Source organism: Cognatishimia coralii (genome assembly GCF_037478305.1).
Taxonomy (GTDB): Bacteria; Pseudomonadota; Alphaproteobacteria; order Rhodobacterales; family Rhodobacteraceae; genus Cognatishimia; species Cognatishimia coralii.
The window spans coordinates 13,570-32,184 of the sequence record NZ_JBBGAZ010000004.1 but is presented as its reverse complement, the minus strand read 5'-3'; the positions used below and the strand labels follow the sequence as shown (position 1 = coordinate 32,184).

Here is an 18,615-nt window from a genome sequence, read left to right as displayed (position 1 = left end):
TTTCTCCCAAATGGCAATGCGCCCCCTGCTTGACGCCACGCTTGTCTTGACCTCTCATCTGGGTCTCGCAAGCCTGCGGCAAAGGGGAGAGAGTATGACTTTGACCAGCACACAAAGGCTTTTCGCTGCTTTGATCGCGATTGCGGCGCTTGGGGCGCAGATCACGCAGACGGTTTTGGATCTTGGCGAAGGGATGGGCTTGCTTGAGTCCCTCTGGCGTCAGGCGCGGTATTTTACGGTTTTGATGGTGGTTACAACCGGTGTGACGTTTGCGCTGATGGTCATGCGGCGCGCCCATGCGTCGGTTGGGTGGATGGCTGCTGTGACCACGTGGATTGTTATGGTGGGGATCGTTTATCACGCGCTTTTGGCGGCGGATCACAATCCGACGGGCATCAATGCGGTGATCAACGAGATCCAGCACACGGCGGTTCCGATTGCGACTTTGGTTTTCTGGGTGGCTTTTGCACCTAAGGCCGGGCTGACGTTTATGCAGCCGCTGGTCTGGGTCATTTGCCCTCTGGGGTATTCCATCTATGCGATGGTCAGAGGGCTGTTTGACGGGCGGTTCCCCTATTTCTTCCTGAACCCTGAAACCACAGGCTGGCTCGGAGTTTTCGCCTATATGGTCGGGCTTGGCGCTCTGTTTTACGTGGCAGGCGCGCTGCTGGTGTTGGTAGCAAAACGGGCGGCGCGCTAGGCTCCGCTGTCGTCCCTGAACCGGTTCACGATGGGGTAGCGGCGGTCCATCCAGAAAGCCTTCTTGGACAGGCGCGCGCCGGGGGCCGATTGGAAGCGTTTGTATTCGCTGATGTACAAAAGATGCTCGACCCGTTTGACCGTTTCGCGCGCGTATCCCGCGGCGACGCAATCGGCAACAGAGGCCTCTTCGTCCACCAGCATATGCAGGATACCATCGAGGATATCGTAAGGCGGCAGGCTGTCTTCGTCTTTTTGATCAGGGCGCAATTCAGCGGAGGGCGGTTTCTCGATGATCGAGACCGGAATGACTTCGCCCGCAGGACCGTTCATCCAATCGCGGTGATTGGCGTTGCGCCAGCGGCAGGTTTCAAAGACGCGGGTTTTATACATGTCTTTGATCGGGTTATAGCCGCCGTTCATATCGCCATAGATCGTGGCATAGCCCACGGCCACCTCAGATTTATTCCCGGTGGTCAGCAGCATCTCGCCAAGTTTATTGGACATGGCCATCAGCAAAAGTCCACGCAGGCGGGACTGGATGTTTTCCTCGGTCAGGCCTTCGTCCAGCCCTGCAAAGAGCGGTGCGAGCGTGTTGGTCACGGCCTGACGGCTCTCGGAAATCGGCACATAGTCGTAATGCACGCCGAGCCGTTTCGCGATGTCTTCGGCGTCATCGAGCGAGCCTTGCGAGGTATATTCCGACGGAAGCATCACGCAGCGCACGTTTTCAGCGCCCAGCGCGTCCACGGCGATGGTCGCGACAATGGCCGAGTCGATGCCCCCGGACAACCCAAGCAGCACCTTCTTAAAGCCGGTCTTGCCCATATAGTCGCGCAGGGCTTCGACACAGACGCGATAATCCTGCTCTTCGCCCGCAGGCAGCACGGCCTTCTCGCCCTCTTCGCAGCGCCAGCCATCCCCGTCGCGGACCAGATCCACATGGGCGGTGACTTCGTCAAAGACCGGCAGTTGCACAGCCAGATGCCCGCCGGGATTGAGCACAAACGAGCCGCCGTCAAAGACCTGATCGTCCTGACCGCCGACCATATTCACATAGATCAAAGGCATGCCAGTCTCGATCACGCGGGCCACCATATGGCTCATGCGGCGGTCAAACTTATCGCGGTAATAGGGCGAGCCATTGGGCACGACGAGGAATTCCGCGCCAGATTCCTCAAGGGTTTCCGCCACATCCGGGAACCAGGCGTCCTCGCAGATCGGGCTTCCGATGCGGGTGTTGCCGACCGCATAAGGGCCGCCAAGCGGGCCAGAGTCAAACAGACGAACCTCGTCAAAGACGGTGTAGTTCGGCAGGTGATGCTTAAGCTGTTTGCTGACGGTCCGCCCGCCGTTCAGGATGAAATAGGCGTTATAGAGCTTGCCGTCTTCGGCAAACGGTCCACCGATCCCCATTGCGGGACCATCAGCGCAGTCCGCAGCCAGCGCTTTGATCTGCTCAAGACAGGCCGCCTGAAGCGCGGGCTTCATCACCAGATCCTGCGCGTTGTAGCCAAGGATGAACATTTCAGGCAGCGCGACAAAGTCAGAGCCCGCCGATTTCCCCGCCTCCCAAGCCGCTTTCGCCTTGGCCGCATTGCCTGCCAAATCGCCCATAGTTGGGTTCGCCTGAGCAATCGTTACGCGGAATCTGTCGGCCATATCGGTGCCTCACTCATCAGTCAGATGTGATTGATTTACCAGATACATGCGCGAGGAAAAGCTCAAAGCCGCAAAACCCGTTGTCAGAGCGCATTTCCTGCACTAATTTCGCGAAAAGGCGTGGGGGACGCGCCGCTTGTGCCCGGCAGGGCGAATTCCCAAGCAGGGGCAAATAGATGACCAGCAGAACAGCAATCTCGATTGCATCGGTCCTTTTCATGTTGAGCACGGCCGGTGTGGCCATAGCGCAATCCAGCGACGTATTGACCAAACAATACGACGATGGCGGCATCTATGAAGGCACCTTCAAGGATGGGCTGCAGCACGGCAAGGGCACCTATCGTCTGCCGAATGGCTACGAATATTCCGGTGATTGGATTGATGGCGAAATTCGCGGCATCGGTCAGGCACGGTTCCCGAATGGCTCGGTCTATCAAGGCGAGTTTTCCAAGGGTAAACCTGAAGGCACAGGGAAGATCACCTTCGCCGATGGCGGCACCTATGAGGGCCAATGGGCCGACGGAAAGATCACCGGTCAGGGCGTCGCGATCTACGCCAATGGCGTGGTCTATGAAGGCGGCTTTGTGAATGCGCTGCACCACGGTCAGGGCATGATGAAAAGCCCCGGTGGCTATGTCTATGAGGGCTCTTGGGTCAATGGCGTCAAGGAAGGCGACGGTCAGATCACCTATCCTGACGGTGCGGTCTATGTCGGCGCGATCATCGCTGGTCAACGACAGGGCCAAGGCACGCTGACCATGCCTGATGGGTTGATCTATGAGGGCCTCTGGAGCGCAGGTCAGATCGACGGCACCGGCAAGCTGACTCAGCCGAATGGCGACGTCTACGAAGGCACGCTTGTGGGCGGCCAGCGTCAGGGCGTGGGCCGTGTGTTCTATGCCAATGGAGACGTTTACGAAGGCGATTTCGCGGGCGACCGCCGCCACGGCCAAGGCGTCTTTATCGGTGCGGATGGCTATAAATACGACGGCGCCTGGATCGAAGGCCGTATCGAGGGGGCGGGCACTGTGACCTACCCTGACGGCTCGGTCTACGTTGGCGACTTCATGGCGGATCTGGCCGATGGTCAGGGCATGATCACCTACCCTGATGGGTCCGTTTACGAAGGCGGCTGGTCTCAGGGCATCATTCAGGGTGTAGGCAAAGCGACCTATGCGAACGGGCTGACCTATGAGGGCGACTTTGTGAACGCAAAGAACCACGGCAAGGGCGTGATGACCTATGCCGATGGCTATCGCTATGAGGGCGACTGGGAAAATGGTCAGCGTCACGGTCAGGGCACCGCGACCTATCCGGATGGCACGGTCTATTCGGGCACCTTCTTTAACGGTCAGCGAGACGGGCAAGGCACGATCACCATGCCCGATGGCTTCACCTATACCGGTTCGTGGAAAGCCGGCGAGATCGAAGGCCAGGGTGTCGCGACCTATTCAAACGGCGATGTCTATGAAGGCACGTTCCGCGCGGGCAAACGTCAGGGTGCGGGGCTGATGAAATATGCCTCTGGCCAAGAGGCCTCCGGCGAGTGGGACAATGGCGCGCTGAAACAGAACTAAGCGCTACCAGGGGATCTCTTCGCCCTTCCAATCATAAAACGATCCGCTGTGCTCGGGGCCAAGTGTGTCGAGCACAGTCAACAAATGCTGCGCAGACTCATCGGGTGTCAGCTTGTTTGGGGCCGCGAAATTCTCGGTAAATGGTGTGGATACAGTCCCCGGATGCAAGGCCACACAGAGCGCCTCTTTGTGGGTGCGGGCTAGCTCGATCGATCCCGTTTTCAGCACCTGATTGAGCGCCGCCTTTGAGGCACGATAGGAATACCATCCGCCCAAACGATTGTCGCCAATCGACCCCACGCGCGCGGACAAGACAGCGAAAACCGAGCGCCCCTTGCGCGGCAACCACCGCTTGGCGTGTTTCATCACCAAGGCTGGCCCAATGGTGTTCACCGCAAATTGCGCCGCCATTTCCTCGGCACTCAGCTCTACCAAGCTCTTTTCGGGCCGATCCCGGGTCGATGTGAGCGCCCCTGTCACGACCAACACCAAATCAAATGGCCCCTCAACGCGCGCCAGCAAAGCCTCTGCCGCCGGAGGGTCCGAGAATTCGAGCCCATGCGTTCGCCGCGAAAGTGCAACGACGTCCACACCTCTCGCATCCAAGGCCGTAGCAAAGGCCGCGCCAATGCCACCCGAAGCCCCTATGATTAATGCGCGTTCCATGTCCCTGATATAGCGCGCCCATTCAACCAAACCACCTCAATTTCATCTTGCCACAAATACTCAAATCCCGCGCTTGCCACGCAATCCAAACTTCTCCCTTTTCATTCCGAATTTCCCAGCTATAGTCCGGCGCATGGCTATCAAGACCCATATCGCAACTGACGCGCGCCTTCCGGCGCCTTTTGCGCGTGGTCTAGACCTACTCCTAACGCGCCTCTGAGTGCGGCCGGTTCGGCGCACCCGCTCAGAGGATATGCGACATGCGCCTAGATACCCGCATTTAGGAGACAACAGATGACCCACCCCGCCCCAGCTATAAACCTCGCCCAGAAACTGGCGATGTTTGACAGCCATTGGGACCCGCATGTCGTCGCCAACTACAATGGCAACGACGTCATGGTGGTGAAATTCAAAGGCGAATTTCCCTTCCACAAACATGATGACACAGATGATTTCTTCCTCGTACTCGAAGGCGAAGTCACCATGGACTACGAGGGTCACGCCCCCGTCACTTTCGGGGCCGGAGAGATCGTGATCGTGCCCAAAGGCGTCGTCCACCGCCCCCGCGCCGCCGAGGAGGTCAAAGTGCTTTTGATCGAACCTACCGGCGAACCCAATACCGGCGACAGCGGCGTCACGCCCGCGCCAAAACCGCATATCTGATCAGGAAAATTCAACATGACCACCACCGATCAAAACCGCGTCTATATCTTTGACACCACCCTGCGCGACGGCGAGCAAAGCCCCGGCGCGACCATGACCCATGAGGAAAAGCTCGAGATCGCAGAAATGCTCGATGACATGGGCGTCGACATCATCGAGGCAGGCTTCCCGATCGCTTCCGAAGGCGATTTTCGCGCCGTGTCCGAGATCGCGAAACGCTCTAAGAACGCCCGCATCTGCGGTCTGGCCCGCGCCAATTTCGCCGATATCGATCGTTGCGCTGAGGCAGTGAAACACGCAGGCCTCAGCCGCATTCACACCTTCATCGGCACCTCGCCTCTGCACCGCGCCATTCCGAACCTCACCAAGGACGAGATGGCCGAGAAAATCCACGAGACCGTGACCCACGCGCGCAATCTGGTTGAGAACGTGCAGTGGTCTCCGATGGATGCGACGCGCACGGAATGGGACTACCTCTGCCGCGTCATCGAAATCGCCATTAAAGCGGGTGCGACCACGATCAATATCCCAGACACTGTGGGCTACACCGCACCTGTTGAGTCCGCCGATCTGATCAAACGTCTGATCGAGACTGTACCGGGTGCGGATGAGGTGGTCTTCGCGACACACTGCCACAACGATCTGGGCATGGCGACCGCGAACTCTTTGGCGGCTGTCGCAGGCGGTGCGCGACAAATTGAGTGTACAATCAACGGTTTGGGCGAGCGTGCGGGCAACACGGCACTGGAAGAAGTCGTCATGGCTATGAAAACCCGCAACGACATCATGCCCTGGCGTACCGAGATCGACACCACCAAGATCATGGCCATCTCGCGCCGTGTCTCCACCGTTTCCGGCTTCCAGGTGCAGCCCAACAAAGCCATCGTCGGCAAGAACGCCTTCGCGCATGAATCGGGCATCCACCAGGATGGCATGCTGAAGAACAAAGAGACCTTCGAGATCATGCGCCCCGAAGATGTGGGACTCGCAGGCACGTCCCTGCCACTGGGCAAACACTCGGGCCGCGCAGCACTTCGCGATAAGCTGGACCAGATGGGCTATGAGCTGGCGGATAACCAGCTGAAGGATCTGTTTGTGCGCTTCAAAGATCTGGCGGACCGCAAGAAAGAGGTCTTTGACGACGACCTGATCGCCTTGATGCGGATCGGTGAGGATGACGCGAATGATCTGCTGAAACTGGTGACCCTGCGTGTCGTTTGCGGCACCGGTGGTCCTGCGGATGCAACGCTTGTCATGACGGTGGACGGCGAAGAGAAAACCGCCATCGAAAAAGGCGACGGCCCAGTGGATGCGGCGTTCAAAGCAATCCGCAAACTGCACCCGAATGCAGCGCGGCTGGAACTTTATCAAGTGCATGCGGTCACTCAAGGCACCGATGCGCAGGCGACCGTGTCTGTGCGCCTGACCGAGGATGGCAATGTCGCGACCGGTGAATCCGCCGATACCGACACGGTCGTGGCCTCCGCCAAAGCCTATATCCACGCGCTGAACCGCTTGCACGTTCGCCGCAGCAAAATGGGCGAAGGCGCAGACGCGCGGGAAGTGTCTTACAAAGACATGGCATAAGCCGCGGGCTTGTCGAATACCCTGATTCAGCTACCTCTCAGCACGAGAGGTAGCTGGATGACAATGACACTCAAAACAGGCGCAATGATCGGATTTTTGACCGTCGCCGCGGGCGAGGCGCGCGCCGATCTATGGATCGAGACCTTCGACGCGGACGCGCAACAGCGATGGAGCTATGTGCAAGATGGCGTGATGGGCGGCGTATCCGAAGGCGATCTTACATTCGAAGAAGCAGACGGAGCCTCATTCGCGCGACTGAAGGGCCGCGTCAGCACCGACAACAACGGCGGTTTTATCCAGTTTCGCGCGGGTATCCGGGGCGGATTGCCATCAGAGACAGCAGGCCTCAGACTGCGGGTCAAAGGCAACGGCGAAAGCTACTATGTCTTCATCCGAACAACAGACCGCAAGCGCCCGTGGCACAGCTATCGCGCAAGTTTCACAGCGACAGAGGACTGGCGTGTTGTAGATCTGGACTTAGCGTCCTTCACAGCGTCGCACGCGGAATTGCCGCAGACATTTACCCCCGAAAACATAACTGGAATCGGTTTTGTGGCCTATGGTCGCGACTTTGACGCCGACCTATTGGTCTCTGATCTAGGCCTGGTCATGGCGCAATAGCGCCATTGCCTTCGGCGAGGATATTTAAAGCAAGAGAATGAAAGCGCTTTTTCTCTTGCGGGAAATATCCTGGGGTGAAGCCCGCGAGGGCTGAGGGGCAAAGCCCCTAAAGCGTCTCAAACTTTGTGCTGATCTTTTGGGTCTCTGCCTCAAGCCCCCAGGGCGCATTCACAAAGAACATGCCCGAGCCGATCATCCGGTGCTTGTCCTTGGCGGGCGGGAAGCGCACTTCGTGGCGCAGGGTTTTGGGCAGGTTCTTGAACTCAAGCGCTGTAACCATTGGCAAGTGACTGCCGTCTTTAAGGATCGGATACCAGAGCGCAATAACGCCGACATTCCACTTCTTATGCAGCTTTTCGATGATGCCGGGGATACGGTCGAAGTCGGTTTTGATCTCATAGCTTGGATCGATCAAAAGAACCCCGCGGCGCGGCTCAGGCGGGCAAACCGCATGGGCCATGGCAAAGCCGTCCTGACGGTGAATTTTTACCGAGAACATCGCCATCGCGTCCTCAAGTGCATCGCCTTCTCCGGGATGGAGCTCTGCAAGGTGGAGTTTGTCTGAAGGGCGCAGCAGGTTGGCGGCCAAGAGGGGTGATCCGGCATAGGCGTTCTCGCCAAACTGGGCGCGCACAGCGGCGAGCGCACGGCGATAGGGGTGGTCTTCATCAAACCAAGCCTCGGCGATGGCGATCCCTGCCGCAGCCTCTTCGGTCTTGGCGGCTTCCTCGGATCCCAGATCATACAGTCCCCGCCCAGCGTGGGTTTCCAGATAGCTCAGCGGCTTATCTTTGGCCGTCATATAGTCCAGCACCCAGGCCATCAGCGCGTGTTTCTGCACATCCGCCAGATTGCCTGCGTGATAGATATGTTGATAGCTCAGCATGGCGCGTGCCCCGTGTTTTCTGCCCACATAGGCCAGATTTGCCGCCTAAGACAGTGTCAAACACCATCCCTACCCCATTTCGCGGCGGATTCGCGCTGATTTTGCGCAGCGACTCACTTCCCCATTTCTTAAGGCCCGCCTATAACAAAGCGGTTCGCGCTCGTCCCAGAGTCGCGGACCCGAAACATTACTGGGGAACGAGACTTTATGCTGGGAAATCTGGGCGGGCTGTTTTCGTCAGACATGGCGATTGATTTGGGCACGGCGAACACGCTGGTCTATGTCAAAGGCAAAGGTGTCGTCATGTCAGAACCATCGGTTGTGGCCTATCACGTCAAGGATGGTGTGAAGAAGGTTCTGGCCGTCGGAGAAGACGCGAAATTGATGCTGGGCCGGACGCCTGGATCCATCGAAGCGATCCGTCCGATGCGCGAAGGTGTCATCGCGGATTTTGACACCGCGGAAGAGATGATCAAACACTTCATCCGCAAGGTGCACAAGCGCTCGACCTTCTCTAAGCCCAAGATCATCGTCTGTGTGCCTCATGGTGCCACCCCCGTTGAGAAACGTGCGATCCGTCAGTCGGTTTTGTCGGCGGGCGCCCGTCGCGCGGGTCTGATTGCCGAGCCGATTGCAGCCGCCATTGGCGCGGGTATGCCGATCACGGATCCGACGGGCAACATGGTTGTCGACATCGGCGGCGGGACCACCGAGGTTGCGGTTCTGTCGCTGGGTGACATCGTTTACGCGCGCTCTGTCCGCGTTGGGGGCGACCGGATGGATGAGGCGATCATTTCCTACCTGCGTCGTCAACAGAACTTGCTTGTGGGCGAGAGCTCTGCTGAGCGGATCAAGACATCCATCGGCACTGCGCGGATGCCGGATGACGGCCGTGGAGCCTCTATGCTGGTACGTGGCCGTGACTTGCTGAACGGTGTGCCGAAGGAAACCGAGATTTCGCAGGCTCAGGTGGCCGAAGCGCTCGCAGAACCGGTGCAGCAGATTTGCGAAGCGGTGATGACCGCGCTTGAGGCAACGCCTCCGGATCTGGCAGCAGATATCGTTGACCGTGGTGTGATGCTGACGGGTGGCGGTGCTCTGCTGGGTGATCTGGATCTGGCGCTGCGTGAGCAGACCGGTCTGGCCGTTTCGATCGCAGACGAAAGCCTCAACTGTGTGGCTTTGGGCACTGGTAAAGCGCTGGAATACGAAAACCAGCTACGCCACGCGATTGATTACGAAAGCTAAACAAAAAGGGCCTGAAACAGCGATGTTTTGGGCCAATCCGCACCCCGTGCTACATATGCGCCGAAGGCGTAAGGCCCTGAGACCGGAGACGTAATGGCTCGAGATCGCAATCAGGAGGATTTCGTAACACCGCTCAAGCGGCTGCTTTACGTGCTTACGATTGCGATTTTGCTGCTGACCTTCCTTTTATGGCGCATCGACAGCCCGCGCGTGGAACGGTTCCGCGCGATGGTGATTGACCGCTTTGTGCCCTCGATGGATTGGGCCATGGCGCCGGTCACCGGCTCGATCAATCTGATCCGCGAATTCCAGAGCTATCAGCGTGTGGTCGACCAGAACAAAGAGCTGCGGCGTGAGCTTCAGCAGATGAAGGCCTGGAAAGAGGCAGCTCTGCAATTGGAGCAGGAAAACGCGCGGCTTTTGGATCTGAACAATGTGCGTCTGGATCCGCAACTGACCTTTGTGACCGGCGTTGTGTTGGCGGACGCGGGATCTCCGTTCCGGCAGTCGGTGTTGCTGAACATCGGTGCCCGCGATGGGATCGTCGACGGTTGGGCCGCGATGGACGGGATTGGGCTCGTGGGCCGGATCTCGGGCGTGGGCAATACGACCAGCCGTGTGATGCTGTTGTCTGATAGTTCTTCGCGGATTCCGGCAACGATCCAGCCTTCGGGAGAGACCGCATTGGTGGTCGGAGATAACTCCGTCGCGCCGGTGATTGATTTCCTCGAGAACCCTGATCAGGTGCGTCCCGGCGACCGAGTGGTTTCCTCTGGCGATGGCGGAGTTTTCCCCTCGGGTCTGCTGATCGGCCACGTGGCCTCTGATCCCGGAGGCCGTCTGCGCGTGCGCCTCTCGGCCGATTATGAACGGCTCGAATTCCTGCGTGTGTTGCGTGACCATGGCAAGGAAAGCATCACAGGCACTGGTGGCCTCATCGCGCCAGACCAGCTAGCCGATCCCGAACCTGCCATCATTGCCGAAGAGGTTGAGGATGAGTGAGAACCTCACCGCTCGCCTTTGGCTAATGCGCGCGGCATTCGTGGCGCTCGCGCTTTTGGTGATCTTTTGGCAGCTCTTGCCGATGGAGACCGTGCCGCGTCGTTTCACGGGGCCGGATATGCTCTTGGTGATGTGCGTGCTTTGGGTGCTGCGTCGCCCGGATTACGCGCCACCTGTGGCCATCGCGGGCGTGATGCTTCTGGCGGACTTTGTGTTCCTGCGCCCGCCCGGCCTGATGGCTTTGGCGACCTATTTGGTCTGCGAGAACCTGCGCAATCGCTCAACAGGCGTGCGTGACATGCCGTTTAGCGTGGAATGGCTGACGGCGGCGGGTGGCATGACCGCAATTGTGCTGGGCAACCGTCTGCTTGAGACCATCTTCCTTTTGGATCACGCAAGCCTAGGGCTCACGCTTATTCAACTGATCATGAGCGTGCTGGCCTACCCGCTTGTGGCAATCCTGCTTTTCGTCTTCATTGGCTTGCGGAAAATCAACCCATCGGATCCGGAACTCCTGCAGGGGCGCGTATGAGAAAGACGCAAGCCGATATCGTCGCGAACCAGGCCCGCATGACGCGGCGCGCGCTATTTCTAGGCGGTGCGCAATTGGCGTTTATGGGTGTTTTGGGTCTGCGCATGCGGCATCTGCAGGTGGACCAAGCCGATGAGTTCCGCCTTTTGGCCGAAGAAAACCGGATCAATATTCGTCTGATCCCGCCCGCCCGCGGAGAGATCTTTGACCGCAACGGGCGCACCTTGGCGGTGAATGAACCAAGCTACCGGATCACCATCGTGCGCGAAGACGCGGGTGATGTGGATGCGGTGATCGCGAAACTGTCCAATCTGGTGGAGCTCGACGCCACGGCGCTCAATCGCGCGATGACAGAGATGAAACGCTCGCCGCCGTTTTTGCCAGTCACCGTGGCGGAACGGATTTCCTGGGAAGAGATGTCGCGCGTGGCCGTGAATGCGCCTGCCCTACCGGGGATCACCCCCGAGGTCGGCCTGTCGCGGCGGTATCTGCACGACGGGGATTTCGCCCATGTGATCGGCTATGTGGGGCCGGTGTCGGACTATGACCTGTCCAAGATCGAAGACCCCGATCAGCTCTTGCTGATCCCGCGCTTCCAGATCGGCAAAGTCGGTATCGAGGCCAAACGCGAAGAGTCCCTGCGTGGCAAAGCCGGCACCAAGCGGGTCGAAGTCAACGCTGTCGGCCGCGTGATGCGCGAGTTGGATCGCCGCGAAGGCCTTGCGGGTGCCGATATGCAGCTGACTGTAGATCAGAAACTGCAAACCTATACACAAGCGCGCCTCGGAGAGGAAAGCGCAGCGGCCGTTGTGATGGACGTCAAAACGGGTGACATCCTGTCGATCAACTCGTCCCCGACCTTTGATCCCAACCTCTTTGTGCGCGGGATTTCGGTCGCGGATTACTCGAAACTCACCGAGAACGATCACCGCCCGCTTGCGACGAAGTCCGTGCAAGGCACCTATCCGCCGGGTTCGACCTTCAAGATGATCACCGCGCTGGCCGCGCTGGAAGAAGGCCTCATCGACAGCGAAGACACCTTCTATTGCCCGGGCCACCTTGAGGTCAGCAATCGCAAGTTTCACTGCTGGAAGCGCGGCGGGCATGGGAATGTGAATTTCGAGACCGCGCTGCGCGAGAGCTGTGACGTCTATTTTTATGAGATCGCTCTGAAGGTGGGGATCGAGAAGATTTCAGCCATGGCGCGGCGTTTGGGTCTGGGTGTGCGCCACAATATTCCGATGTCGGCGGTTGCGCAGGGGCTTGCACCGACGATGGACTGGAAGCTGCGCAACAGAGATGCCGCGTGGCTACCCGGCGATACAGTGAACGCCTCGATTGGTCAGGGATTTGTACTGGCCTCGCCGCTGCAATTGGCGGTGATGACGGCGCGTTTGGCGTCTGGATTGCAGCTAGCGCCGCGTTTGGTGAAATCCGTCGATGGTGTCGAGCAACCGGTGCGCGGCCTCTCGCCACTGGGCGTGAATGAAAACCATCTGCGGCTGGTGCGCAAATCCATGTTTGCTGTGTCCAACCACCGGCGGGGCACGGCCTATTCCAGCCGCATCATCGAAGACGAGTTCCGCCTTGCTGGCAAAACCGGCACCAGTCAGGTCCGCAACATCACGGCGGCCGAACGCGAAGCAGGCGTGACCAAAAACGAAGACCTGCCGTGGAACCGCCGCGACCACGCGCTTTTTGTGAATTTTGCGCCCTATGACGACCCGAAAATCGCGGTCTGCGTGGTTGTGGAACATGGTGGAGGCGGTTCTACCGCAGCCGCGCCCATTGCACGCGACATCACGCTGCAGGCGCTCTATGATGGCGACCCGCCGCTTGAGGCCTATCCAACAAAAGACCGCGAAAAGATCCGCCTGCAGCAAGCGCGCCTGAAACGCGACTATCCGCAGCTGCGCAACAGCGGGCGTGATCGCGCATGAGTTATCTCGAGTATACGGTCAAACATGTCCCCACGGGGCTGCGGAAGATTTTCTATATCAATTGGGCCTTGGTGATCCTCTTGATCGCCGTCTCAAGCGTCGGCTTTCTGATGCTCTATTCGGTCGCGGGCGGCTCGTTTAACCCATGGGCCGAAGCGCAGATGAAACGCTTTGCCATGGGGCTCTTCCTGATGTTTGGCATGGCCATGGTGCCTATCTGGTTCTGGCGCAATGTCTCGGCGGTGTTCTACGCCGGTGCATTGCTTTTGCTGGTCGGGGTCGAGTTTTTTGGCACCGTGCAAATGGGGGCCCAGCGCTGGATCGACCTTGGCTTCATGCGCCTGCAGCCGTCAGAGCTGATGAAGATCGCCATGGTGATGTTCTTGGCGGCCTATTACGACTGGCTGCCGCTTAATCGCACGTCGCATCCGCTGTGGCTCTTGATCCCGATTGTGATCATCATGGTGCCGGTGATGCTGGTGCTGCGCCAACCGGATCTTGGCACCTCGCTGTTGCTCTTGATGGGCGGAGCGACCGTGATCTTTATGGCAGGCGTCCATTGGGGCTATTTCGCCGTGGTGATCACGGCGGGCATCGGGTTGATCACCGCGGTCTTTCAAAGCCGCGGTACCGGCTGGCAGCTTTTGCAGGACTATCAATACCGCCGCATCGATACGTTCCTGGATCCGGCCTCTGATCCTTTGGGCGCGGGCTATCACATCACGCAATCCAAGATCGCTTTGGGCTCTGGCGGCTGGACCGGGCGTGGGTTCATGCAAGGCACGCAAAGCCGTCTGAACTTTCTGCCAGAAAAACACACCGACTTTATCTTCACGACATTGGCTGAGGAATTCGGCTTCCTAGGCGCTGTCTCTTTGCTCAGCCTCTATGCCCTCATCATCATCTTCTGCGTGCTCAGCGCGCTCTCCAACCGAGACCGCTTCTCATCGCTGATGACAATGGGCATGGCGGGCACGTTCTTTCTGTTCTTTGCGGTCAATATGTCGATGGTCATGGGCATGGCCCCCGTCGTCGGCGTGCCGCTGCCCTTGGTAAGCTGGGGCGGATCATCAATGCTGGTTCTGATGATGGCCTTTGGCATTGTCCAAAGCGCCCATGTGCATCGCCCCCGTTAAGTAGGAGCCCCCATGTCGATCTTTCATCTCGCCTATCACGTCACGGACCTAGACGAGGCGCGTGCCTTTTACGGAGGCCTTCTGGGCTGTGCCGAGGGGCGCAGCACCGACACGTGGGTGGATTTCGACTTCTTCGGCCACCAGATTTCCCTGCATCTCGGCAAGCCGTTTGAGACCACCAACACCGGCAAAGTCGGAGACCATATGGTCCCGATGCCCCATATGGGCGTGATCCTTCCGATGGAGGACTGGCAGATGCTGGCGGATCGTCTCACTGAGGAAGGCCTGGAATTTGAACTCGCCCCCTTCGTCCGCTTTGCCGGAGAACCCGGCGAGCAGGGCACCATGTTCTTCCGCGACCCTTCAGGCAACCCGATTGAAGTCAAAGGCTTTGCTGAGGCATCTGGAGTTTTCGCATCATGATCAACGTACAATTCGCGGCCCTGCCTGAGCGTTGGGAGACCTATGAAGCGCCCCTGCGCGCGGCCTTTGAGAAATTTGGCCTAGCTGTGGATCTGCGTCTGGATCACGCGCCCGAGGATGTCGACTATATTGTCTATGCCCCTAATTCAGACCTGCAGGACTTCACGGCCTATACGCGCTGCAAAGCGGTCCTGAACCTCTGGGCTGGCGTGGAGGCCATTACGGGCAATACGACCCTGACCCAACCTCTTTGCCGGATGGTGGATCCGGGGCTGACGCAGGGCATGGTGGAATGGGTCACGGGCCACACGCTGCGCTACCACTTGGACATTGATCATTGGATTAATCACCAAGGCGGAGAATGGTCTCCAGTCTGCCCACCTCTTGCGTCTCAACGCAATGTGACGGTCTTGGGCTTGGGCGAACTTGGCACCGCCTGTGCGACCACTTTGGCCTCATTGGGGTTCAACGTCACGGGCTGGGCACGGCGGGCGAAACAGATCGAAGGCATCACCTGCCTGCACGACGCCGAAGGGCTGGAGGACGCGCTTTCGACAGCTGAAATCCTGATCCTGCTTCTGCCGGACACGCCTGCCACGACCAACCTTTTGGACGCAAACACGCTAGATCTGCTGCCTAAAGGCGCGCGGATCATCAATCCGGGTCGTGGTCCACTGATCGACGACGAAGCCTTGCTTGACGCGCTCGACACAGGCCAGATCGCCCATGCCACCCTCGACGTTTTCCGCATCGAGCCTTTGCCCAAAGACCACCCCTATTGGGCGCACCCAAAGGTCACGGTCACGCCCCATATCGCCGCCGAAACCCGCGCTATCACAGCCTCTGAAGTGATCGCCGAAAACATCCGCCGCGGCGAAGCAGGTGAACCACTCCTGCACCTCGTCGACCGCGAAGCAGGCTACTGAGCGCTTTCATCTTGCCCCAAATACTCCGGGGTGAGGCCCACAGAGCCGAGGGGCAGCGCCCCTCTCTTATTTCAAGCGCGGCGGTTTGTCGGGATCGCTGCCTGGGGCCATAGGGACCATTTCAGTCTGAACCTCTGGCTGCGGCAAATCAAAGCGCAAGCCGACCTGCGCGAGTTGCGCGGCCACGGGATGGGCGGCATCAAAGAAGCCGACATCCAAAGTGCCTGCCTCAAGACCGGTGAAACTCAGCGCTTCTGAGACGGCTTTCGCCAAAGCATCCTGCGCTTCGGGGATGGCCCCGACAAAGCCCAGCATATGGCCACGCCCGCCCGCTTCACAGACGGTCCCCACCAGATAGGCCCAGCGCGCCAGACCCATGGCGGTGGAGAGCTTGGTGTCCAAGGCCTCGATCAGCACCTCGGGCAGGCCTGCGGGCGCGGTCACTTCTGAGAGCTTCTGTTCCACCTCATCGGGTGCATTGTCCAGCGTTTCAACCAGCCACGTAACGGCAGAAGGCGGGATCAGGATCGACGAGGGCGCGACTTCGAGGTTCACACCCATGCCGATGCCAGACGGCGCGAGCATCTGCGCGATCATGCGGCCAGACAAGGCGGCAAAAGGCGCGGGCTTTCCAACGAAAGAGGCAAGACGCTCTTCTGTGTCGAAAACCAAAACAAAGCTCGCGTCCTGCAGCTCGAAAACCTCGGGTTTGATCGTCTCGCCCGTGGCCTCATCGCTCAAGAGGAGGAACAACTCTGCATCGGCCAGTCGCTCATAAAACCGCAAGCGCGCGCGCTCGTCTTCGGGCGCGGATTCCATCGCGGCATGGGCAAGGTCCAGAGGGGTGTCGGTCATGCTAAAACCTCTTTCACCCTCGCCCGCAGAACCGGCAATAGCTCTGCTTCAAACCAGGGATTCTTCTTGAGCCAAGCCGTATTGCGCCAGGACGGATGAGGCAAGGGCAAGACCCGCGGCCCATGCGCGCGCCAGTCGCGTACAGTGTCGGAGACGTTTTTGGTGCCGAGATGCCATTTCTGAGCGTGGCCGCCGACCAATAGGATCAACTCGACGTTCGGCAGCATGTCCAGCGCCGTTTGCCGCCATGTCTTGGCACAGATCGGTGGAGGCGGCAGATCGGAGCCCTTGGTATCATAGCCCGGAAAGCAAAACGCCATCGGCAGAATGCCAATGCGGTCGCGGTCATAGAAGGTGGCCTCATCCACCCCCATCCAATCGCGCAAGCGTACGCCAGAGGGATCGGTAAAGGGCACGCCGCTTTCATGCACTTTGGCCCCCGGAGCCTGACCACAGATCAAAAGCCGCGCCGAGGGGCGAAACCACACCACCGGGCGCGGGGCATGCGCGGTATGGGTGGTTGCGAAACGCTCTCCACAGATGCGGCAGGCGCGGATGTCGTCGCGAATATCCATCGCCCTATCCTGCCGATTGACGCCCCAAGGGAAAGCCAAAAAATCACGCTTCATTTCGATATTTCGAAAAATATGAAAATAAAACTTGCACCGACTCGTTATTTCGACAATTCTAGAAATATGAAACATTCAGACACCAATGACCTCTCACTCGAAGTCGCCGCCTCTACCTTCGCAGCCCTTGGCAGCGAGCAACGCCTTGCCGTTCTGCGCAGCCTGACGCGCGCGGGCACCCAAGGCCTGTCGATCGGAGAACTCGGGGATCGCACGGGCGTCACGGGGTCTACGCTGACCCATCATCTGAAGATCCTGCTGCAATCGGGTCTAATCCGGCAGCATAAAGAGGGTCGCAGCATCATTTGCGCGGCCGTTGAATTTGAAGAACTGCGTGCGCTTTCGGACTTCCTAGTGAAAGAATGCTGCGCCGATGCACCTGACGAGACCCATAACCATGGCTGATATCTCCCACTCTCCCCGCACGCCGCTGATCAAACGGATTGACCGCGTTTGGTTGGCAATAGCCCTGATCCTGATCGCAGTGGCAGTGCTCGATTTTGCCGAGTTTGTCCCAACTGTCAGCTTTGCGCTGGATGCTCTGGCGGGCACGGCCCCCTTCATCCTCTTTGCCGTCGTCGCCATCGCCTACATGAAAGCGAGCGGCGCAGAGAACGTCCTCGCAAAGGCCTTTATCGGCAGGGAAAGCCGCATGATCATCTTTGCGGCCTTGCTGGGCGGGCTGTCACCGTTTTGCTCCTGCGAAGTCATTCCGTTTATCGCAGCGCTGCTCGCTGCTGGCGCGCCTTTGTCTGCCGTTATGGCCTTCTGGCTGGCTTCACCTTTGATGGATCCTGCGATGTTTTCGATCACGGCGGGCACTCTGGGTCTGGACTTCACCATCGCGAAAACCATCGCGGCTGTGTCGCTGGGTCTGTTTGGTGGCTTTGTCACCATGAGTTTCGCGAAATCCGCAGTCTTTGACGAACCTTTGCGGGAAAAGCCTCAGGTCGGCGGCTGCTGCGGCGTGAAAAAGCCTTTCTCTGAAACACCTGTCTGGAAATTTTGGACCGAGTCCGCGCGTCGTGAAACCTTCCGTGACACCGGGCTTGAGAATGCGCTTTTCCTGCTGAAATGGCTGGCCTTGGCTTACACAATCGAGGCCCTGATGGTGCGCTATGTGCCTGCTGACCTGATCGCGAGTGTTCTGGGTGGCGACGGAGTGCTGCCTATCTTCCTGGGCTCGCTGGTAGGTGCACCCGCCTATCTGAACGGCTACGCCGCCCCTGCCCTTGTTGACGCGCTCCTGCAGCAAGGCATGGCCGCCGGAGCCGCGATGAGTTTCATGATCGCGGGCGGCGTCAGCTCTATCCCCGCCGCCATCGCGGTCTGGGCTTTGGTGAAACCGCGTGTGTTTGTGGCGTACCTTGGCTTTGCACTGGTGGGCAGTTTCATCGCTGGCATCGCGTGGCAGATGATCGCCTGACATCGCTTAAACGCAACAAACCAAAGAGGCTGTGCAATTGCGCAGCCTCTTTTTTGTGCGTTCCTCCCAAGACCCTGAGATGGGGGCGCTAACACGCCGTAGTGATATGGGAAAAGGCGAAACGCGCGTCCAAAACG

At 58.9% G+C, this 18,615-nt stretch carries 19 protein-coding genes; 14 read left to right on the top strand and 5 right to left on the bottom strand.

Annotated features, from left to right (window positions below):
- Window positions 1-94 precede the first annotated feature (94 nt).
- Entirely contained in the window at window positions 95-700 is a 606-nt protein-coding gene (locus WG622_RS08970; protein WP_339403293.1) for a Pr6Pr family membrane protein, read from the top strand.
- Here the strand turns inward: WG622_RS08970 and WG622_RS08965 are convergent.
- Window positions 697-2,361, bottom strand: coding sequence for an NAD+ synthase (locus WG622_RS08965; RefSeq protein ID WP_339403292.1), 1,665 nt, complete (start codon window positions 2,359-2,361; stop codon window positions 697-699). The genes WG622_RS08970 and WG622_RS08965 overlap by 4 nt on opposite strands.
- A gap of 176 nt (window positions 2,362-2,537) precedes the next feature.
- Here WG622_RS08965 and WG622_RS08960 point away from each other — a divergent pair, with 176 nt between their 5' ends.
- Entirely contained in the window at window positions 2,538-3,938 is a 1,401-nt protein-coding gene (locus WG622_RS08960; RefSeq protein WP_438839163.1) for an MORN repeat-containing protein, read from the top strand.
- 3 nt (window positions 3,939-3,941) lie between these two features.
- Here WG622_RS08960 and WG622_RS08955 read toward each other — a convergent pair whose 3' ends face one another.
- Window positions 3,942-4,604 (bottom strand): SDR family oxidoreductase, encoded by a 663-nt coding sequence (locus WG622_RS08955; RefSeq protein ID WP_339403291.1) that lies wholly within the window; start codon window positions 4,602-4,604, stop codon window positions 3,942-3,944.
- 294 nt (window positions 4,605-4,898) lie between these two features.
- Between WG622_RS08955 and WG622_RS08950 the strand changes: the two genes are divergently transcribed.
- Genes WG622_RS08950 through WG622_RS08940 form a run of 3 tightly spaced genes read left to right on the top strand, consistent with a single transcriptional unit; the run spans window position 4,899 to window position 7,475 of the window.
- Complete coding sequence (locus WG622_RS08950; protein WP_339403290.1) at window positions 4,899-5,267, top strand: cupin domain-containing protein; 369 nt, start codon at window positions 4,899-4,901, stop codon at window positions 5,265-5,267.
- A 15-nt stretch (window positions 5,268-5,282) separates the two neighbouring features.
- Window positions 5,283-6,854: a 2-isopropylmalate synthase gene (locus WG622_RS08945; protein WP_339403289.1), complete on the top strand. Its 1,572-nt coding sequence runs from the start codon at window positions 5,283-5,285 to the stop codon at window positions 6,852-6,854.
- A gap of 57 nt (window positions 6,855-6,911) precedes the next feature.
- Window positions 6,912-7,475 (top strand): CIA30 family protein, encoded by a 564-nt coding sequence (locus WG622_RS08940; RefSeq protein ID WP_339403288.1) that lies wholly within the window; start codon window positions 6,912-6,914, stop codon window positions 7,473-7,475.
- 106 nt (window positions 7,476-7,581) lie between these two features.
- Here the strand turns inward: WG622_RS08940 and rlmJ are convergent, their stop codons facing one another.
- Window positions 7,582-8,361, bottom strand: coding sequence for a 23S rRNA (adenine(2030)-N(6))-methyltransferase RlmJ (rlmJ, locus tag WG622_RS08935; protein ID WP_339403287.1), 780 nt, complete (start codon window positions 8,359-8,361; stop codon window positions 7,582-7,584).
- A gap of 207 nt (window positions 8,362-8,568) precedes the next feature.
- On the opposite strand from rlmJ, the gene WG622_RS08930 reads away from it, so the two are divergent.
- From WG622_RS08930 to WG622_RS08900, 7 genes are all read left to right on the top strand, one after another.
- Window positions 8,569-9,609, top strand: a complete 1,041-nt coding sequence (locus WG622_RS08930; RefSeq protein WP_209357271.1) for a rod shape-determining protein — start codon at window positions 8,569-8,571, stop codon at window positions 9,607-9,609.
- Between the two features lie 93 nt (window positions 9,610-9,702).
- Entirely contained in the window at window positions 9,703-10,611 is a 909-nt protein-coding gene (mreC, locus tag WG622_RS08925) for a rod shape-determining protein MreC (RefSeq protein WP_209357272.1), read from the top strand.
- Window positions 10,604-11,143: a rod shape-determining protein MreD gene (locus WG622_RS08920; RefSeq protein ID WP_339403286.1), complete on the top strand. Its 540-nt coding sequence runs from the start codon at window positions 10,604-10,606 to the stop codon at window positions 11,141-11,143. Before mreC ends, WG622_RS08920 begins: the two co-directional genes overlap by 8 nt.
- Window positions 11,140-13,083, top strand: coding sequence for a penicillin-binding protein 2 (mrdA, locus tag WG622_RS08915; RefSeq protein WP_339403285.1), 1,944 nt, complete (start codon window positions 11,140-11,142; stop codon window positions 13,081-13,083). The genes WG622_RS08920 and mrdA overlap by 4 nt, the downstream gene beginning before the upstream one ends.
- On the top strand, window positions 13,080-14,219 hold the full coding sequence (gene rodA / locus WG622_RS08910; RefSeq protein WP_339403284.1) for a rod shape-determining protein RodA: 1,140 nt from the start codon (window positions 13,080-13,082) through the stop codon (window positions 14,217-14,219). Before mrdA ends, rodA begins: the two co-directional genes overlap by 4 nt.
- Window positions 14,220-14,231: 12 nt before the next feature.
- Window positions 14,232-14,642 carry a VOC family protein gene (locus WG622_RS08905; RefSeq protein WP_209357276.1) on the top strand — a complete coding sequence of 137 codons (411 nt, stop codon included), beginning with the start codon at window positions 14,232-14,234 and terminating at the stop codon, window positions 14,640-14,642.
- Entirely contained in the window at window positions 14,639-15,568 is a 930-nt protein-coding gene (locus WG622_RS08900) for a 2-hydroxyacid dehydrogenase (protein ID WP_339403283.1), read from the top strand. The genes WG622_RS08905 and WG622_RS08900 overlap by 4 nt, the downstream gene beginning before the upstream one ends.
- Before the next feature lie 66 nt (window positions 15,569-15,634).
- On the opposite strand, the gene WG622_RS08895 is transcribed toward WG622_RS08900, so the two are convergent.
- On the bottom strand, window positions 15,635-16,423 hold the full coding sequence (locus WG622_RS08895) for an SseB family protein (RefSeq protein WP_339403282.1): 789 nt from the start codon (window positions 16,421-16,423) through the stop codon (window positions 15,635-15,637).
- On the bottom strand, window positions 16,420-16,998 hold the full coding sequence (locus WG622_RS08890) for a uracil-DNA glycosylase family protein (protein ID WP_339403281.1): 579 nt from the start codon (window positions 16,996-16,998) through the stop codon (window positions 16,420-16,422). Before WG622_RS08890 ends, WG622_RS08895 begins: the two co-directional genes overlap by 4 nt.
- 120 nt (window positions 16,999-17,118) lie before the next feature.
- Here WG622_RS08890 and WG622_RS08885 point away from each other — a divergent pair, with 120 nt between their 5' ends.
- Complete coding sequence (locus WG622_RS08885; RefSeq protein WP_339403280.1) at window positions 17,119-17,457, top strand: ArsR/SmtB family transcription factor; 339 nt, start codon at window positions 17,119-17,121, stop codon at window positions 17,455-17,457.
- Window positions 17,450-18,478, top strand: a complete 1,029-nt coding sequence (locus tag WG622_RS08880; RefSeq protein WP_339403279.1) for a permease — start codon at window positions 17,450-17,452, stop codon at window positions 18,476-18,478. The genes WG622_RS08885 and WG622_RS08880 overlap by 8 nt, the downstream gene beginning before the upstream one ends.
- Window positions 18,479-18,615 lie beyond the last annotated feature (137 nt).

Excerpts from the sequence above, each read along its gene's own strand:
- WG622_RS08970 (WP_339403293.1), top strand. The coding sequence starts at position 95 with ATGACTTTGACCAGCACACAAAGGCTTTTCGCTGCTTTGATCGCGATT.
- WG622_RS08965 (WP_339403292.1), bottom strand. The coding sequence starts at position 2,361 with ATGGCCGACAGATTCCGCGTAACGATTGCTCAGGCGAACCCAACTATG.
- WG622_RS08960 (WP_438839163.1), top strand. The coding sequence starts at position 2,538 with ATGACCAGCAGAACAGCAATCTCGATTGCATCGGTCCTTTTCATGTTG.
- WG622_RS08955 (WP_339403291.1), bottom strand. The coding sequence starts at position 4,604 with ATGGAACGCGCATTAATCATAGGGGCTTCGGGTGGCATTGGCGCGGCC.
- WG622_RS08950 (WP_339403290.1), top strand. The coding sequence starts at position 4,899 with ATGACCCACCCCGCCCCAGCTATAAACCTCGCCCAGAAACTGGCGATG.
- WG622_RS08945 (WP_339403289.1), top strand. The coding sequence starts at position 5,283 with ATGACCACCACCGATCAAAACCGCGTCTATATCTTTGACACCACCCTG.
- WG622_RS08940 (WP_339403288.1), top strand. The coding sequence starts at position 6,912 with ATGACAATGACACTCAAAACAGGCGCAATGATCGGATTTTTGACCGTC.
- rlmJ (WP_339403287.1), bottom strand. The coding sequence starts at position 8,361 with ATGCTGAGCTATCAACATATCTATCACGCAGGCAATCTGGCGGATGTG.
- WG622_RS08930 (WP_209357271.1), top strand. The coding sequence starts at position 8,569 with ATGCTGGGAAATCTGGGCGGGCTGTTTTCGTCAGACATGGCGATTGAT.
- mreC (WP_209357272.1), top strand. The coding sequence starts at position 9,703 with ATGGCTCGAGATCGCAATCAGGAGGATTTCGTAACACCGCTCAAGCGG.
- WG622_RS08920 (WP_339403286.1), top strand. The coding sequence starts at position 10,604 with ATGAGTGAGAACCTCACCGCTCGCCTTTGGCTAATGCGCGCGGCATTC.
- mrdA (WP_339403285.1), top strand. The coding sequence starts at position 11,140 with ATGAGAAAGACGCAAGCCGATATCGTCGCGAACCAGGCCCGCATGACG.
- rodA (WP_339403284.1), top strand. The coding sequence starts at position 13,080 with ATGAGTTATCTCGAGTATACGGTCAAACATGTCCCCACGGGGCTGCGG.
- WG622_RS08905 (WP_209357276.1), top strand. The coding sequence starts at position 14,232 with ATGTCGATCTTTCATCTCGCCTATCACGTCACGGACCTAGACGAGGCG.
- WG622_RS08900 (WP_339403283.1), top strand. The coding sequence starts at position 14,639 with ATGATCAACGTACAATTCGCGGCCCTGCCTGAGCGTTGGGAGACCTAT.
- WG622_RS08895 (WP_339403282.1), bottom strand. The coding sequence starts at position 16,423 with ATGACCGACACCCCTCTGGACCTTGCCCATGCCGCGATGGAATCCGCG.
- WG622_RS08890 (WP_339403281.1), bottom strand. The coding sequence starts at position 16,998 with ATGGATATTCGCGACGACATCCGCGCCTGCCGCATCTGTGGAGAGCGT.
- WG622_RS08885 (WP_339403280.1), top strand. The coding sequence starts at position 17,119 with ATGAAACATTCAGACACCAATGACCTCTCACTCGAAGTCGCCGCCTCT.
- WG622_RS08880 (WP_339403279.1), top strand. The coding sequence starts at position 17,450 with ATGGCTGATATCTCCCACTCTCCCCGCACGCCGCTGATCAAACGGATT.